Origin of the sequence: Roseovarius pelagicus (assembly GCF_025639885.1) — a bacterium.
GTDB classification, from domain to species: domain Bacteria; phylum Pseudomonadota; class Alphaproteobacteria; order Rhodobacterales; family Rhodobacteraceae; genus Roseovarius; species Roseovarius pelagicus.
This window is the reverse complement of sequence record NZ_CP106738.1, coordinates 1,043,368-1,057,410: the sequence shown is the minus strand read 5'-3', so window position 1 is coordinate 1,057,410 and position 14,043 is coordinate 1,043,368. Positions and strand designations below refer to the sequence as shown.

General features: G+C 60.5%; 20 protein-coding genes. 10 read left to right on the top strand and 10 right to left on the bottom strand.

Features of this window, described 5'->3' with window-relative positions:
* Nucleotides 1-3: 3 nt before the first annotated feature.
* The 5 genes from soxZ to N7U68_RS06165 all read right to left on the bottom strand — a co-directional run bounded on the left by soxZ (nt 4) and on the right by N7U68_RS06165 (nt 2,738).
* Nucleotides 4-333 carry a thiosulfate oxidation carrier complex protein SoxZ gene (gene soxZ, locus N7U68_RS06185; protein ID WP_165197245.1) on the bottom strand — a complete coding sequence of 110 codons (330 nt, stop codon included), beginning with the start codon at nt 331-333 and terminating at the stop codon, nt 4-6.
* Nucleotides 334-355: 22 nt separating this feature from the next.
* Complete coding sequence (soxY, locus tag N7U68_RS06180) at nt 356-775, bottom strand: thiosulfate oxidation carrier protein SoxY (RefSeq protein ID WP_165197247.1); 420 nt, start codon at nt 773-775, stop codon at nt 356-358.
* Between the two features lie 41 nt (nt 776-816).
* Nucleotides 817-1,290, bottom strand: a complete 474-nt coding sequence (soxX, locus tag N7U68_RS06175; RefSeq protein ID WP_165197249.1) for a sulfur oxidation c-type cytochrome SoxX — start codon at nt 1,288-1,290, stop codon at nt 817-819.
* A gap of 117 nt (nt 1,291-1,407) precedes the next feature.
* Nucleotides 1,408-1,986, bottom strand: a complete 579-nt coding sequence (locus N7U68_RS06170) for a thioredoxin family protein (RefSeq protein WP_263048576.1) — start codon at nt 1,984-1,986, stop codon at nt 1,408-1,410.
* A gap of 14 nt (nt 1,987-2,000) precedes the next feature.
* Nucleotides 2,001-2,738, bottom strand: coding sequence for a cytochrome c biogenesis CcdA family protein (locus N7U68_RS06165; protein WP_165197253.1), 738 nt, complete (start codon nt 2,736-2,738; stop codon nt 2,001-2,003).
* A gap of 76 nt (nt 2,739-2,814) precedes the next feature.
* Here N7U68_RS06165 and N7U68_RS06160 point away from each other — a divergent pair, with 76 nt between their 5' ends.
* From N7U68_RS06160 to N7U68_RS06125, 8 genes are all read left to right on the top strand, one after another.
* Nucleotides 2,815-3,186 (top strand): thioredoxin domain-containing protein, encoded by a 372-nt coding sequence (locus N7U68_RS06160; protein ID WP_263048575.1) that lies wholly within the window; start codon nt 2,815-2,817, stop codon nt 3,184-3,186.
* 124 nt (nt 3,187-3,310) lie between these two features.
* A complete protein-coding gene (locus N7U68_RS06155) occupies nt 3,311-3,646 on the top strand; it encodes an ArsR/SmtB family transcription factor (RefSeq protein WP_165197257.1) in 336 nt (111 codons plus the stop codon).
* Between the two features lie 39 nt (nt 3,647-3,685).
* Entirely contained in the window at nt 3,686-4,741 is a 1,056-nt protein-coding gene (locus N7U68_RS06150; RefSeq protein ID WP_263048574.1) for a YeeE/YedE family protein, read from the top strand.
* Between the two features lie 84 nt (nt 4,742-4,825).
* Nucleotides 4,826-5,926 carry an SGNH/GDSL hydrolase family protein gene (locus N7U68_RS06145; protein WP_263048573.1) on the top strand — a complete coding sequence of 367 codons (1,101 nt, stop codon included), beginning with the start codon at nt 4,826-4,828 and terminating at the stop codon, nt 5,924-5,926.
* Between the two features lie 100 nt (nt 5,927-6,026).
* The gene (locus tag N7U68_RS06140) at nt 6,027-6,425 is read left to right on the top strand and encodes an SxtJ family membrane protein (RefSeq protein ID WP_165197263.1); all 399 of its coding nucleotides are present in this window, start codon (nt 6,027-6,029) and stop codon (nt 6,423-6,425) included.
* A gap of 9 nt (nt 6,426-6,434) precedes the next feature.
* Nucleotides 6,435-6,587, top strand: a complete 153-nt coding sequence (locus N7U68_RS06135) for a DUF5989 family protein (RefSeq protein ID WP_165197265.1) — start codon at nt 6,435-6,437, stop codon at nt 6,585-6,587.
* Nucleotide 6,588: 1 nt separating this feature from the next.
* Nucleotides 6,589-8,424 (top strand): carbamoyltransferase family protein, encoded by a 1,836-nt coding sequence (locus tag N7U68_RS06130; protein WP_263048572.1) that lies wholly within the window; start codon nt 6,589-6,591, stop codon nt 8,422-8,424.
* A 107-nt stretch (nt 8,425-8,531) separates the two neighbouring features.
* Entirely contained in the window at nt 8,532-8,876 is a 345-nt protein-coding gene (locus N7U68_RS06125) for an SH3 domain-containing protein (protein ID WP_263048571.1), read from the top strand.
* On the opposite strand, the gene N7U68_RS06120 is transcribed toward N7U68_RS06125, so the two are convergent.
* The 5 genes from N7U68_RS06120 to N7U68_RS06100 are packed head-to-tail and all read right to left on the bottom strand — an operon-like array spanning nt 8,873 to nt 12,376.
* Nucleotides 8,873-9,355, bottom strand: a complete 483-nt coding sequence (locus N7U68_RS06120) for a GNAT family N-acetyltransferase (RefSeq protein WP_263048570.1) — start codon at nt 9,353-9,355, stop codon at nt 8,873-8,875. The genes N7U68_RS06125 and N7U68_RS06120 overlap by 4 nt on opposite strands.
* Nucleotides 9,352-10,323: an OmpA family protein gene (locus N7U68_RS06115; protein ID WP_263048569.1), complete on the bottom strand. Its 972-nt coding sequence runs from the start codon at nt 10,321-10,323 to the stop codon at nt 9,352-9,354. The genes N7U68_RS06120 and N7U68_RS06115 overlap by 4 nt, the downstream gene beginning before the upstream one ends.
* A gap of 10 nt (nt 10,324-10,333) precedes the next feature.
* A complete protein-coding gene (locus N7U68_RS06110) occupies nt 10,334-10,906 on the bottom strand; it encodes a peroxidase-related enzyme (protein ID WP_263048568.1) in 573 nt (190 codons plus the stop codon).
* The gene (locus N7U68_RS06105; protein ID WP_263048567.1) at nt 10,903-11,643 is read right to left on the bottom strand and encodes a GNAT family N-acetyltransferase; all 741 of its coding nucleotides are present in this window, start codon (nt 11,641-11,643) and stop codon (nt 10,903-10,905) included. The genes N7U68_RS06110 and N7U68_RS06105 overlap by 4 nt, the downstream gene beginning before the upstream one ends.
* A gap of 13 nt (nt 11,644-11,656) precedes the next feature.
* Nucleotides 11,657-12,376, bottom strand: a complete 720-nt coding sequence (locus N7U68_RS06100) for a competence/damage-inducible protein A (protein WP_263048566.1) — start codon at nt 12,374-12,376, stop codon at nt 11,657-11,659.
* A gap of 48 nt (nt 12,377-12,424) precedes the next feature.
* Between N7U68_RS06100 and sfsA the strand changes: the two genes are divergently transcribed.
* Both sfsA and map read left to right on the top strand, forming a co-directional pair.
* Nucleotides 12,425-13,144 carry a DNA/RNA nuclease SfsA gene (gene sfsA / locus N7U68_RS06095; RefSeq protein ID WP_263048565.1) on the top strand — a complete coding sequence of 240 codons (720 nt, stop codon included), beginning with the start codon at nt 12,425-12,427 and terminating at the stop codon, nt 13,142-13,144.
* A 76-nt stretch (nt 13,145-13,220) separates the two neighbouring features.
* Nucleotides 13,221-14,036, top strand: a complete 816-nt coding sequence (gene map / locus N7U68_RS06090; protein WP_241188137.1) for a type I methionyl aminopeptidase — start codon at nt 13,221-13,223, stop codon at nt 14,034-14,036.
* The last annotated feature ends 7 nt before the right edge of the window (nt 14,037-14,043 follow it).

The following is a 14,043-nucleotide window of genomic DNA, read 5'->3' as shown; positions in this document are numbered from 1 at the left end:
GGTTTACTCGACGGCGATTTTCTTGGCGGTCTCATAGACCGACCCATCATCGTCGTACCACGTAAACTGGAACTCGCCGCTTTCCGGCACCGTCGCCTCGAATTCAAAGAACGGGTTGGTCGAGATCGCAGGCTCCAGTGTGATATCCACGACGTTCTCGCCGTTGAAATCGCAGGTAAAGCGATTGATGATCGAGCGCGGGATCGGGTTGCCCTCGCCATCCTTGCGCTGGCCGCTTTCCATCTTGTGGCTGATCAGTGTCTTGATCGTGATCGCCTCGCCGACGGCGGCTTTCTTCGGGACTTTGACGCGGGGTTTTACACCTTTGGCCATATCATAATTCTCCTTGAATCTATCAGCCGCCGCAGCCGCCGATTGTGACCTTGACCGTGCTCGACGCGCGGGCGAACGACCCATCTGCCAGTTTGGCGATTGCGACTACATCCTGCGTTCCCGCCAGACGGATACGTGTCGATGCGTTCTGCGATGCCGCGAGCGGGCCGAAATTGAAGGTGGCGACAGGCGGCGTGGGGTTTCCCAGTGCCAGCACCATGATTGCGGTTGCTCCGGGGGCGGAGACCTCGATCGGGACGGTGTTGCCGTTTTCCGCGATTTCGGGCGCGGTCAGGGTGATCCCTTCGCTGCCCATTTCCGCGCCACCCGTAAAGGCCGCGATCTGATCGTCTCCAGCAGCGGCGGCGACGGCCACCGGCAGGCCGGTGGCGACCAGCGCTCCGGCACCGAGGATCATCGCGTTGCGTCGTGTCAGTTCCATTTTTCTATTCTCCTGAACGTGTACCCGATGGTGCGGGCAGGTCATTCCTTGAGCGTGACGAGATACGCCACGACATTCTCGATCTGCTCAGCCGACAATAGCGGGCCGAACGTGTCATCAGCAGCCTTGCCGGTATAGGCTTTGCCGGGACGAATGAACCCTTCGGTCTTGTAGAACGAAGGCATCATCGAGCCGTCGAACATCATCTTGGCGTTGGATACGATGCCGCGCAGGTCGGCCTCGCTCCAGCGCTCGCCCGCGCCATCCAGAGGCGGGCCGATTTCGCCCTGAAATGGCACATCTGCCAGATCCGAGACCACATGGCACGCCACGCAGTTGCCCAGCTTCTTGCTGCCGACGATCTTGCGACCCTCTGCGGCATCACCGGGCGTGCCGGTCAGTGACGTCATTACGGCACCGTCCTCGTATTTAACCTGGCTCGGAGCGACCTCGCCAGCAGCGAGCCCCCCGGTCGATAGCGCCAGCGCCATCGCAGCTAGTATGGAATGTTTCATGCGTCCTCCCGCAACACATATTGTTGTCTTGTTTTGTCCTCACCCTAGGGCAGGGGACGATGCACGATCAACAATAAATTCTGTTTTTTGAATTTATCTTTTTCCGCAGCATCGCGGTCAGTCGGTTTTTCCGTTGTCGCGCTCTTGGATACGCCGCGCGTGGTAACGTTGAAAATCCTCATCGCCATCAAGCGCATAGCGTTTCTCATTCACCCATGTGAACAGGTCCAGCGTTGTGCCAAGCGCAAACGCACCCGGCATCAGAGCCACCGCCGATTGTCCGGCGCTTTTTCCGTCCTCGACCTCTTCGGGCAGAAACAGAATCGACGGGGTGAACAGCAGCCCCCACTTGCGCGCGGCATCTTTCTCGCTCAGCACCTCACCGTCGAGATCGGTGATTTCGGTATCGCCATGCAGGTTGATCTGCACGACAAAAAAATTCTCGCGGATGTAATCTGCCAGCTCAGGCTGCGGGAACACCTCGTTGTGCATCTTGGTGCAGTATACGCAACCTCGCTGCTCGACGATCACCGCCAGCCGTTTGCCTTCTGCATTGGCTTCGGCCAGATCTTCTGACAGGTCCTTGAACGTGTCACGCATCCAATCCGTCTTGTGCAGGCCATCATCGCCCAACTCGACCGCAAGCGCAGGCAGCGCCAGAAACGCGGCCGCGAGGAATGTGAATAGTCGTGTCATGGATACTCTCCTCATCAGATGTTTTGGAAGGCCGGGAACGTCTCCAGCATCCATTGTGCAATATAGTTAACACTGTCCGTCGCGATAAGAATGGCGAAAACGATCAGCAGCAGGCCCATCGCCTTTTCCACCTTTGGCAGATGCTTGCGGAACCGTGCGGCAAACCGCAGAAACGGCGCGATAAAGAGCGAGGCAATGACAAATGGCGATGTCATCGCGACCCCGAAAACCAGCAACAGCCAAAGTCCCTCCCATGCGGTCGATTCCGTACTGGCGGTAAAGATCACCGCCGTCAGCACGCCGCCGACGCATGGTGTCCAACCGGCAGCAAAGGCGAAACCGACGACATAAGCGCCAAGCACCGACATGCCCTTGGTTTCGCCAGCGTCCATCTGAAACATCCGGTTCAGGAACCCGATATGTAACACGCCCAGAAAATGCAGCCCCATGACAAAGACGATGAGCGCCGCCACCAGTCGGAATTCGGTCTGGACCCCGCGAAACAGTTGGCTCAGTCCCCACGCGGCGGCACCCAGCATCACGAAAACGGTGATGATTCCCAATGAGAACATGACCGACGCCAGAAACGCGCGGCGGCGCACGCCGGGTGCCAACGCGCCGTCCTCGCTGATTTCGGACATGGATGCCCCGGCCATGTAGCTTAGGTAGAATGGAACAATCGGCAGAACGCAGGGTGAAAAGAATACGATCAATCCACCAACAATGGCTCCGAAGAAACTGACATCTAGCATCTGAGCGCCCCGCCGCTTGATCAGGTTACATATTCAAGATATTGTATATTTAACCGCAGCGTCAACAGGAGCCGACATGAGACGGGCGAGAGTTACTGTTGTCGCATGTGCAATAACGCTGACGGCATTGCTGCCTGCGCGCGCCGCAGAGTTGATCATGGTCGAACAGGTGGGATGCCACTGGTGCGAACGCTGGGATGCCGAAGTATCGGCGATCTACCCAAAGACGACAGAAGGCCGCCGCGCGCCACTGCGCCGGGTCGATCTACATGATCTCCCCGAAGACATTTTCTTTACCTCGCCGCCCGTGTTCACCCCGACATTCGTTCTGGTCGAGGACGCGCAGGAACTGGGTCGCATGGAGGGCTACAATGGCGATGAATTCTTCTGGTTCTTGCTGGGCCGGTTGCTGGACGCCCACGAAATAGCGGCGGTACCAGCCGAATGATCGGGGCGTGGGGCAAAAGTCGCACTGGCCGAAAACTGACCCGGCCGGAATTGCGCGGTGCCGCATGGGTCGGTATCACACCGGGCACCCAACGCTGGATAGCCCTGCTGATGGATTGCCCGAGATGAGCCTGCCTGTAATCACTGACGATCTGTCCGAGGCCGAGATTGACCGGATGATGCGCAACGCCTGCGAAGCGTCCAATTTCCTCAAGGCGATCAGCCATGAAGGCCGGTTGATGATCCTGTGCCACCTCGCCACTGGCGAGAAATCCGTGACCGAGCTGGAAGGTCTGCTGTCAGCACGTCAGGCGGCGGTATCCCAACAATTGTCACGCCTGCGCAGTGAGGGTCTGGTCAGCCCGCGCCGCGAGGGCAAGGTCATCTATTACAGCCTGACAGACCGCCGGGCGGTTCAGATACTCGAAGTCGTCTACGACCTGTTCTGCAAGGACGGGTAAATACCTGCCATAGGGGCTGGTCAGGGGAGGGGCCAATCCATGATCCAGCATTTGTCTGACGCGTGGCTCGTCGCCCTGATCGGGTTCGGCGGTGGCATGCTTTTGGGTCTTGCGGCCCGGCTGGGGCGGTTCTGTACCTTGGGCGCGATCGAAGATTACCTTTATCAAGGCAGCGATACCCGGCTGCGCATGTGGGCGTTGGCGATCGGTCTCGCCGGAATTCTGACTTTTGCTGCCGCGCTCGCGGGCGGGTTCGATCCTGCACAGTCAGTTTATCACCGCGCCGCATTTTCACCACTCGCGCATATCGTTGGCGGGCTGCTGTTCGGGTACGGCATGTCTCTGGCGGGCAATTGCGGTTTTGGCGCGCTGGCACGGGCCGGGGGCGGTGATCTGCGGTCTTTCGTGATCGTGCTGGTGATGGGGATCGCGGCCTATATCGCGCTGTCCGGGCCGCTGGCGCAGCTGCGCGTGACGCTGGTGGAGGCCACCACTCTGCATCCCGGCGCGCGTGGGTATGCCGACCTGATTGCGCTCGGAAATGGGGGTGCAGAGCTCGTGACCGGGCTGGCGATCTGCACAGCGATCACACTCGCAGCCCTCTGGTCACGCGGGTTCGTGGCAGAACGCGCGGCGCTCTTTTGGTCGGCGATGGTCGCGATCGCCATCGTATCCGGCTGGATCGGTACGCAATGGATCGCCGAGACCGGGTTTCGTGCACAGGCCGTGGCCAGCCATACGTTCACCGCGCCTTTGGGCGAAACCATGCTGTTTGTGATGACCTCCAGCGGTGGCGGGATCAGCTTTGGCGTGGGGTCGGTTGCGGGCGTACTGGCCGGTGCCTTTGCGGGTAGCCTGCTCAAGGGTCATTTCCGTTGGGAAGCCTGCGAAGACCCGCGAGAGCTGAAGCGACAGTTCCTTGGCGCGATCCTGATGGGGTTCGGCGCAGTGTTGGCGCTGGGCTGTACCATCGGGCAGGGGATTTCGGCAATGTCAGTGCTGGCGCTGGGGGCACCGCTGACGTTGGGCGCAATCTTTGTCGGCGCGATGATCGGCCTGCGCCAGTTGATCGAGGGGTTTTCGTCCGCATCCTGAGGTTGCCTCGACGGGCGTCGCCTTGACGGGGCAAAGGCGGCACGGCATCGTTCCCGCGATCCCGTTTACGATGGACCCGATTGAATGCACCCCTTTCTGCGCGTCGCGAAAACCACAGCGCTTATTCTTTTCTCTACATTCGCCGCGCTGTTGCTCTTTGTTGCGCTCGATGTGGCCTATACGCTGGCCACAGGGCAGGACACAGAGGCATTGCCTTACGACCGGCAGGCTGGAGGCTGGTATCAGCTACGCGCCAACTTTAGCGGCCACGACCAGTTCGGTGGGGCGCAATACACCGTCTACACCGACGCGGACGGCTATCGCGCGGGGCCACCTGACGCGCGCCGGACCGGGCCCGCGACGACCATCTTTCTTGGCGACAGCTTTACCTATGGGGTGAACGGCCCGTGGGACGAGACGTTTGTCGGCATGTATGCACAGGCAACGCCCGATCCGGTGATCAATGCCGGCGTATCGTCGTATTCGCCCACCGCCTATCTGCATCGCTACGGCGCCGCACTGCGTCAGGGACGGCTGGCGCCGCAGCATCGGGTGGTGATTGGTCTGGACGTGTCAGACGTGCAGGACGAAGCGGCGATCTGGACCGACGGTCCGGATGGCCCGGTACGCTATTCACATCTGGAAAAATCCGCCCTCGACCTCTGGTTCGATCGCACGTTTCCAAAGGGGTTGGCGATGTGGGGAATGGTCGAAAAGGGGCTCAAGACGTTAAAGGGTCCAGATGGCGACGGCGACGTGGGTACCGTGGCGGGCGCGATGGCGGCGATTGACCGTTCCGCCTTCACCTTTCGCGACTGGCAAACACTGGATGCACGCGCCTATGCGCCACTGGGCGTTGCGGGCGGGCTGACACGGATCGAGACCAAGCTCTCGGAACTGAGTGCCCTAGCGCGCCAGAATGGCGGTGACGTCTGGTTGCTGGTCTATCCCTGGCCCGCGCAACTGGTGCATGACAGTACTGAACTGCGCTGGCCGGACCATGTCCGCACGCTGTGCGCGCGCATTGCGTGCAACGGCGTGATCGACACATTTCCGGCCTTCCGTACCGCACAGGATGCCGGGGACGATTGGTATGACACTCTCTTTCTGCAGGGGGATGTGCATTATGCCAAAGCGGGCAACAGATTGATCTTCGAGGCTTTGCAAAAAACACTGGATAGGTAGTTCTGCCACAGATTTCATTTTGTGCAATTTCCAAGCTTTATTTTTTCGCCTGACCCGTCCTATATGCGGGCGGGGGCGAAGCAGGGGTTATCGGTGCTGGATGGACAGTTCTAATATCGACGTCAAAATGGGCTCGGAACGTGGTTTTGCCTACGTTTTCGCCGCCGTATTTACAATTATCGCGCTTTTTCCGCTGTGGCACGGCAATGACATCCGCCTGTGGGCGCTGGCTGTCGCTGCGGTAATCCTTGCGATCGGGTTGATCCGACCGCAATGGCTGATCGTTCCGAACAAGATCTGGTTTAAGTTCGGCATGCTGTTGGGGGCCATCGTGGCACCCATCGTCATGGCGCTGGTGTTTTTGGTTGTCATCACGCCATTTGGTCTGGTGCGACAACGTCTGGGGCGCAACCCGCTGGCGCCGACGCCGGACCCACAGGCGAAATCCTACTGGATTCCCCGTGACACACCGCTGCAATCTTTCAAACGTCAATTCTAGGGTCAGATCATGCTTTCACTCATTTCCGAATTGTGGGCTTTTATGAAAGTGCGCAAAAAATTCTGGCTGCTGCCGATTCTGATTGTGCTGGGCCTCTTTGGCGTACTGATCGTGCTGGCCCAAGGCTCTGCAATCGCACCGTTCATCTATACGATCTTCTGATATGACGCTGATCCTCGGTCTCTCCGCGCTCTACCATGATAGCGCCGCCGCCCTTCTGCGCGACGGCGAGATTGTCGCCGCTGCGCAAGAAGAACGCTTTACCCGGCGCAAGCACGATCCGCGCTTTCCCGAGCACTCGATCGCCTATGTGCTGCAAGAGGCCGGGGTGGCTTTCGATCAGGTGGATCACGTCGTTTTCTACGACAAACCCCTGCTGAAGTTCGAGCGGCTGTTGGAAACTTATCTGGCGCGCGCGCCGCGCGGCTTTTCCTCTTTCAGGCTGGCGATGCCAGTCTGGCTGCGCGAGAAATTGTTCCTGAAGGATTTCCTGCTCAAGGAATTTCGCAAGTTGCACAAGGGATTCAGTCCCGATCAACTGCAATTCAGTGAACACCACTACAGCCACGCGGCGTCCGCATTTTATCCGTCCCCGTTCGAGGAGGCGGTCGTACTGACACTGGACGGCGTGGGGGAATGGGCCACATCCTCTGTCGCAATCGGGCGCGGTAACACCTTGACCATCGAGAAGGAAATGCATTTCCCACACTCGCTGGGCCTGCTCTATTCCGCGTTCACCTATTACACCGGGTTCAAGGTCAACAGCGGCGAATACAAGGTGATGGGACTCGCACCTTACGGTACGCCGAAATACCATGACCTGATTTTGGACAAGCTGGTGGACCTCAAGGACGACGGGTCATTCCACCTCGATCAGCGGTATTTCAACTATGCAACCGGCCTGACGATGACGAACGACAAGTTCGCCGACCTGTTCGGTCAGCCGGTGCGCAAGCCTGAAAGCGAGGATCTGACCCAGTTCCATATGGATATTGCCGCCTCGGTCCAGAGCGTGACCGAAGAGGTCGTGCTGCGCCTGACCCGCGCGCTGGCAGCGGAATACGGGATTGCGAATCTCTGTCTGGCAGGCGGTGTTGCGCTGAATTGCGTTGCCAACGGCAAGGTGCATCGCGATGGCGCGTTTGAAAACATCTGGATTCAGCCCGCATCGGGCGACGCCGGCGGTGCGCTGGGCGCCGCGCAGGCGATGTGGCACCACGAAATGGACATGCCCCGCACCGTGCAAAAGCGCGATGCGATGAAAGGCTCCTATCTTGGCCCCGCCTTTGACCAGACCCAGATAGAGATGGCATTGGAATCCTGTGGCGCGGTCTACGAGGTGCGGGACTACGATAGCATGATCGCCGCCGCCGCCGATTGCTTGGCCGAAGAGGGCGCCGTTGGCTGGTTTCAGGGCCGGATGGAGTTCGGCCCTCGCGCGCTGGGTGGGCGGTCTATTCTCGGTGATCCGCGCTCGGACAAGACGCAAAAACTGTTGAACCTGAAGGTGAAGTACCGCGAAAGCTTTCGCCCCTTCGCCCCCTCTGTTTTGGCAGAAAGTGTCTCGGACTGGTTCCAGCATGAAGGCGACAGCCCCTATATGCTGCTGGTCGCTGATGTGGTCGAGGAAAAACGTGTGGCGATGACAGAGGCGCAGCAGGCTCTATTCGGCATCGACAAGCTGAACGTCAAACGCTCCGAAGTGCCGGCGATCACCCATGTGGATTATTCTGCGCGCCTCCAGACGGTGCACAAGGATACGAACCCGGCCTATCACGACGTCATTTCAGCATTTGCCAAACGCACAGATTGCCCGATGGTGGTGAACACCTCGTTTAACGTGCGCGGCGAGCCGATCGTGTGCACACCAGAGGACGCATTCCACTGCTTCATGGGCACCGAAATGGACATGCTGGTGGTGGGCAACTGCGTCCTGCGCAAAGCCGACCAGCCCGACGCGCTAAAGACCGACTACAAGAACCGGTACGAGTTGGACTAGGCGCACGGGCTATGCGTGCTGGGGGGATTAACCTTTCCAAACGCGATGAAATCTGCCCCAATAGCTGTGGCAATGGCTGTTTTGTCACCCGTATTGGAGGAATTGCTATGAAAATTCGCCACTTGGCCATGGGGCTGGCCCTGTCACTGGCCGGTCCGGCAACTGCGCAGACGTTGCTGGACGGGCATGGTCCGGACGCTTGGGCGGTGACTGGCGTTGCGTCGAACGATGTGCTCAACCTGCGCGCCGGGCCGTCAACGGACTATGTCAAGATCGGACAGCTTGCGCCCTATGCGCGCGGGATCGAGATGCTGGTTTGCGTCCCGACATTGACCTATCAGCAATATCAATGGCTGTCAGATGCCGGGCACAAATTCCCGCCGCGCTGGTGTCTGGTGTCTCTGGACGGAGAGCGTGGCTGGGCTAATGCGCGCTACCTCGAAGAAGACTAAGCCCCAGTGTCCGACAGTGTCAGCGTAAGTCGGGGCAGGTGGCGCCCGGGGATCGAGCCTGAGGGCGTGGTACCCGCCGGAACCGCGCCCATGCGCTGATAAAACGGCTCTGCATCGGGATCGGCCACGATAACCAGCGACCGCGCGCCATGGGCAATCGCAGCACCTGTAGCCCAGTCAAACAGCCTCCGTCCGACGCCGCGCCCCATTGCGACGGGATCGACAAAGAGCGCCTCCAGCTCGGCAATTCCACCATCGCAGCTAACCTGCGCTACACCCAGCATCCGGTCGCCATCGCAGGCCAACATGCAATCGTCGCGCATCAAATCGGCAGCGGTCATTGTCAATTCCGCCACGCAGGCGCGCATGAAGGTCGCATCGTAACCCCAATGCGCCTTGGACCGCAGCATCAGCGCCGAAACGCGGGCCAATTCCTCTACCCGAGGCGGGCGCAGAATATACGGTTGTGACGCGCTCATTCGCTGTTCAGCAGGACGGCTTCGACACGGCGATTAGCCTCGCGCCCTTCTGCTGTCAGGTTCGGCGCCACAGGTGACAGATACCCCATCCCTTCCGCCTCCAGTTGCGCGCGCGGCACTTCATACGTTTCGGCCAGCCGGTTCATCACCGAGGCCGCACGGCGGCGCGACAGTGCGATGTTGGTGTCCAGATTGCCGACGGTATCGGTATGACCGACCAGTGCAATGCGCCGGGTGGGATCGGATTTCAGGTAGGCGGCCAGTGCTGCGACGGTAGCGAACGGGCCGGGTCCGAGCGTGGCCGAGCCGGTGTCGAATTCCAGATCATGCAGAATGACATGGCCTTGCGTGACCAGCGTGCCCGCGATGGGATCGCCAGCAGAGGCTGCTTCGGCGTTGTCCTGCGCGTTTTGCCCGGTGGCGGGACGCGCGACAGGACGCGCGCCCGGATTGGGCGATACGATTGGGTTGGGACTGCCATCGCTGCCGACATGAATGATCTGGACATAGGCGGTGTTGGACGAGCGGCTGACCAACAAGGATACATATTCCGGCCCCTCTGGCCCGGCTAGTCGAGCAGACAGAAACCGATAATCAAAAAGGTCCACAAACATTTCCGGTGCCGGCAGCACCGGCGTCCCGAACCGGAAATCGAAGCCGCCGCAGGATTGGCCGGCGCATCGCAGCAATGTCTCGTATCCTGCCGCCTCCAACTGGGCCGCCAGCGGTCGCATGACCTGCAATGTCGTGATGCCCTCGATGACGATGCGCCACGCCTGCTGAACGACGCGCCCCGAAACCTCGAGAACGGGTAGCGTGTCCTCCTCCCACGGGCCGACGGGCAGCAGGTAGGTGTCCGGGTCGCGTACGACCTCTCGGGACATGGTCCCGTTTCCCGGCAGGTTCAATTCCAGCGCATGGACCGGGGACAGCCCCGCGCAGAGCGCGACCAGCAGACTGACCAGCAAGCGCCTGTTTCTAGCGTGCGCTGCCATGATATTCCGGGTTTGGTTCCATGCCGGTGGCACTGGCCACGCGGTTCGACATGTTGAAAAAGCCGGTCACATTGGCAATGTCCCAGATGTCACGGTCGCTGAAACCCACATCGCGCAGCGCCGCGCGATCAGCCTCGACCACCTTGGCGCTTTGGGTTGTGACTTTCTCGGTGAATTCCAGCATCGCTGTCTGGCGTGCATCCAGTTGCGCCACACGCCAGTTCATCACCATCGCCTCGCCCAGCGCCGGATCACCCGACAATTGCCGTACCGCGGCACCATGGGCGACCTGACAATACCAACACCGGTTGATCGAGCTGACGACCACGGCGATCATCTCGCGTTCCAGCTTGCTCAGGGCGCTGTCGGCCAACATCAGATCATTGTAGAGCGCGGTAAAGGTATTAAGCTTTTCAATATCGAACGCGTGCGCCTTCAGCACATTGGGGATCATCCCCAGCTTGTTCTGACAGATATCAAAATATTTCTGCGTAGCGTCGGGCAGCGGATCGACCATCGGCAGATCAAGGGCGGTCGGGCGGTCAGAACGGGTCATGGGGCAGGGGCTCCTATCGGATGCTGGCGGTAATGGTAATGTCCCACAAGGCGCATGCCGAGGGAAGCGTAGAGCGCGTTGGCGCCGGTATTGGCGGCTGTGCAGATCACCGACAGATGCGTGGCACCATGCGTGCCTGCCCAGTGGGCCGTGTGGATCATCATGTGACGCCCCAGCCCGCGCTTGCGGTGGCGTGGCAACACTTCGAGCGCATGCACCATGGCCGTGCCATCGTGAATCGCGGCATAGCCCGTCGCCGCAGGGCGATTGTCGTCGCGACCAAAGAGCGCGGTCTTTGGCGTCTTTGCACGGCGCATCACGTCGATGCGTGCGGATCCTATGCCGCCTGTCTGCCAGATATCCAACTGGATCGCCATCGGCTCCCAGATGTCAAAGGTGGCGGTGCGCGGCGGATGCGCGCCGGTCAGCGCTTCGATCGGGCAGACGTAGATATTGACCGGGTCAACGATGGTGTATTCCGCGCTGGCCAGCAGCGCATCCAGATCGCCCTGTTCCGGTCGGATCATAAAGCGGGGCACCTCGCCCAACGCGCGCATCGCGTCCTCGGCGGCAGGCAGATCCTCTGTCGTCACAGGTGCGCGCGCTGTGGCCGCACTGACACGTTTTCCACCGCCGCGCCCGTCGCGGATGGTCCATGGACCAAGCGCGCTGTTGGCAAAGGCGGGCCAGGTATGTTCGATCACGTCAAAGAGGTGATCCGTGGTCGGAAGCTCCATCACCTGCGCCCTTTCATCCGGCCAATGTGACAAGATCGGCCAGCGCGGCCTCAACTGCCCCCGCGTCCTGTCCACGGATCACCACGTTCGTGCCATAGGCTCCGTCCCGTTGAAACGGATAAGAGCCAAAGCTGAGCGTGGGATAACGTGCCGCCAGATCGGCCAACGGCGCGGCAATATCCCCCTCGCCTCGGTGGATTGTCAGGTTGCGTGACGTTAGCGGAGCACCGCCGGTAAGGGTTGGCAGCACAGAGGCGACCATCGCCTCGAATATCGCGGGGACACCGGCCATCACATAGACGTTTCGCAGGATAAATCCCGGCGCAGCGCTCACTGGATTGTCGATCAGTGAGGCCCCCTCGGGGATGCGCGCCATGCGCAGGCGGGCCGCGTTCATTACCAGACCGGTGCGATCATAATGCGTGGCCAGAATCGCGCGGGCATCCGCTCGCACGTCAATCGGCACGTTAAAGGCGGCGGCGATGTTGTCGGCGGTGATATCGTCATGGGTCGGTCCGATCCCGCCAGAGGTGAACACATAACCATAGGCATCGCTTAGCGCACGTACCGCGCATTGTATCGCGGCGGGATCATCGCTGACCACGCGCATCTCGCGCAGATCTATGCCTGCCTCGGTTAGTTGTCCGGCCAGAAAATGCATGTTGGCATCGCGTGTGCGGCCCGACAGGATCTCGTCGCCGATGACCAGCATCGCGGCAGTGGGGTTGGGCATCGCTCGGCCTCCTTGATTGGCGCGCCCCTCTCGTATAGGCCCGCGCCCATGCGGTTTCAAACCCCTCTTCAACCGGCTGTGCTGTTGCGCCGCTACAAACGCTTTCTGGCGGACATCCAGCTGGATGACGGGCGCGAGGTGACGGCCCATTGCGCCAATCCCGGCTCAATGATGGGGCTGGCACAGCCGGGGATGCGGATCTGGGTCGAGCCGAATGACGATCCCCGCAAGAAGCTGAAATATGGCTGGCGTCTGGTCGACCACGGAAGCGGCCATTTCACCGGCGTCGACACCAGCGTGCCGAACCGGGCGTTGAAAGATGCGCTGACCGTGCGCGCAATACCCGAACTTGCCGCTTATGGAACGGTACTGCCAGAGCAGAAATATGGTTCAAACAGCCGGATCGATTTCCTGCTGCGGGAGGATGGGTTACCGGACGCCTATGTCGAGGTGAAGTCGGTCACCTTGTCGCGCACGCCCGGATTGGCCGAATTTCCTGATAGTGTGACCGCGCGCGGGCGCAAGCATCTGGAGGAACTGGAGGCAATGGCGCAGGCCGGGCACCGCGCCGTGATGTTGTTTCTGGTGCAGCGGACCGATTGTAGCGCCGTGACACTTGCTGCCGATATTGATCCGGCCTATGCCGCCGCCTTTGACGCGGCCCGTGCGGCAGGGGTCGAGGTGCTGTGCATCGGTTGTCGGATCACCCCCGAAGCGATTGACCTCGGCGCGCCGATTGCGTTCGCACGCGAGAGGGCAGCACGGTAATGTCAGCGACCGGGCACTGGCATGTCGGGGACAGGTGGCCTAAATAGGGCCAAAACCACGAGTTATGAGGCGCAAAGTGTACGATCAACATCGCGGACGGGTGACACGAGACGGCATTCGCATCCATGAGGACGCGGATTTTGCCGGAATGCACGCGGCGGGCGCGCTGGCCGCGCGTATCCTAGACGATATCGCACCGCTGGTCGTGCCGGGCCAATCGACCAGAGCCATTGATGCAGCGATCGAGGAAATGGTCAACGCCGCAGGCGCAAAATCCGCCACCATCGGCTACAAGGGCTACAAACACGCCAGTTGTATCAGCGTCAATCATGTGGTCTGCCACGGCATTCCCGGCGACAAGCTGCTGAAGGACGGCGATATCGCGAATATCGACGTGACCGTGATCGTCGATGGCTGGTTCGGCGACACCAGCCGGATGTATGTCGCGGGCAAGCTGAGCCGCAAGGCAGAGCGGCTGATCCAGACCACCCATGACGCGCTGATGAAGGGGATCGAGGCGGTCAAGCCCGGCAACACCTTTGGTGATATCGGCCACGCCATTCAGGCCTATGCCGAAGCACATCGCATGTCGATTGTACGCGATTTCTGCGGTCATGGTCTGGGCCGGGTGTTTCATGCGCCGCCCAACGTGCTGCATTACGGGCGCGCAGGCGCTGGTGCGGTTCTCGAAGAGGGCATGTTCTTTACCATCGAGCCAATGGTCAATCTGGGGCGACCCGAGACCAAGGTACTGGCGGATGACTGGACCGCCGTGACGCGGGACAAGTCGCTGTCGGCGCAGTTCGAACATTCGGTTGGCGTGACCGCGACAGGGGCCGAGATCTTCACGCTGTCGCCCGGTGGGCTGTTTCACCCGACCTACACCTCGTAGGATTGCG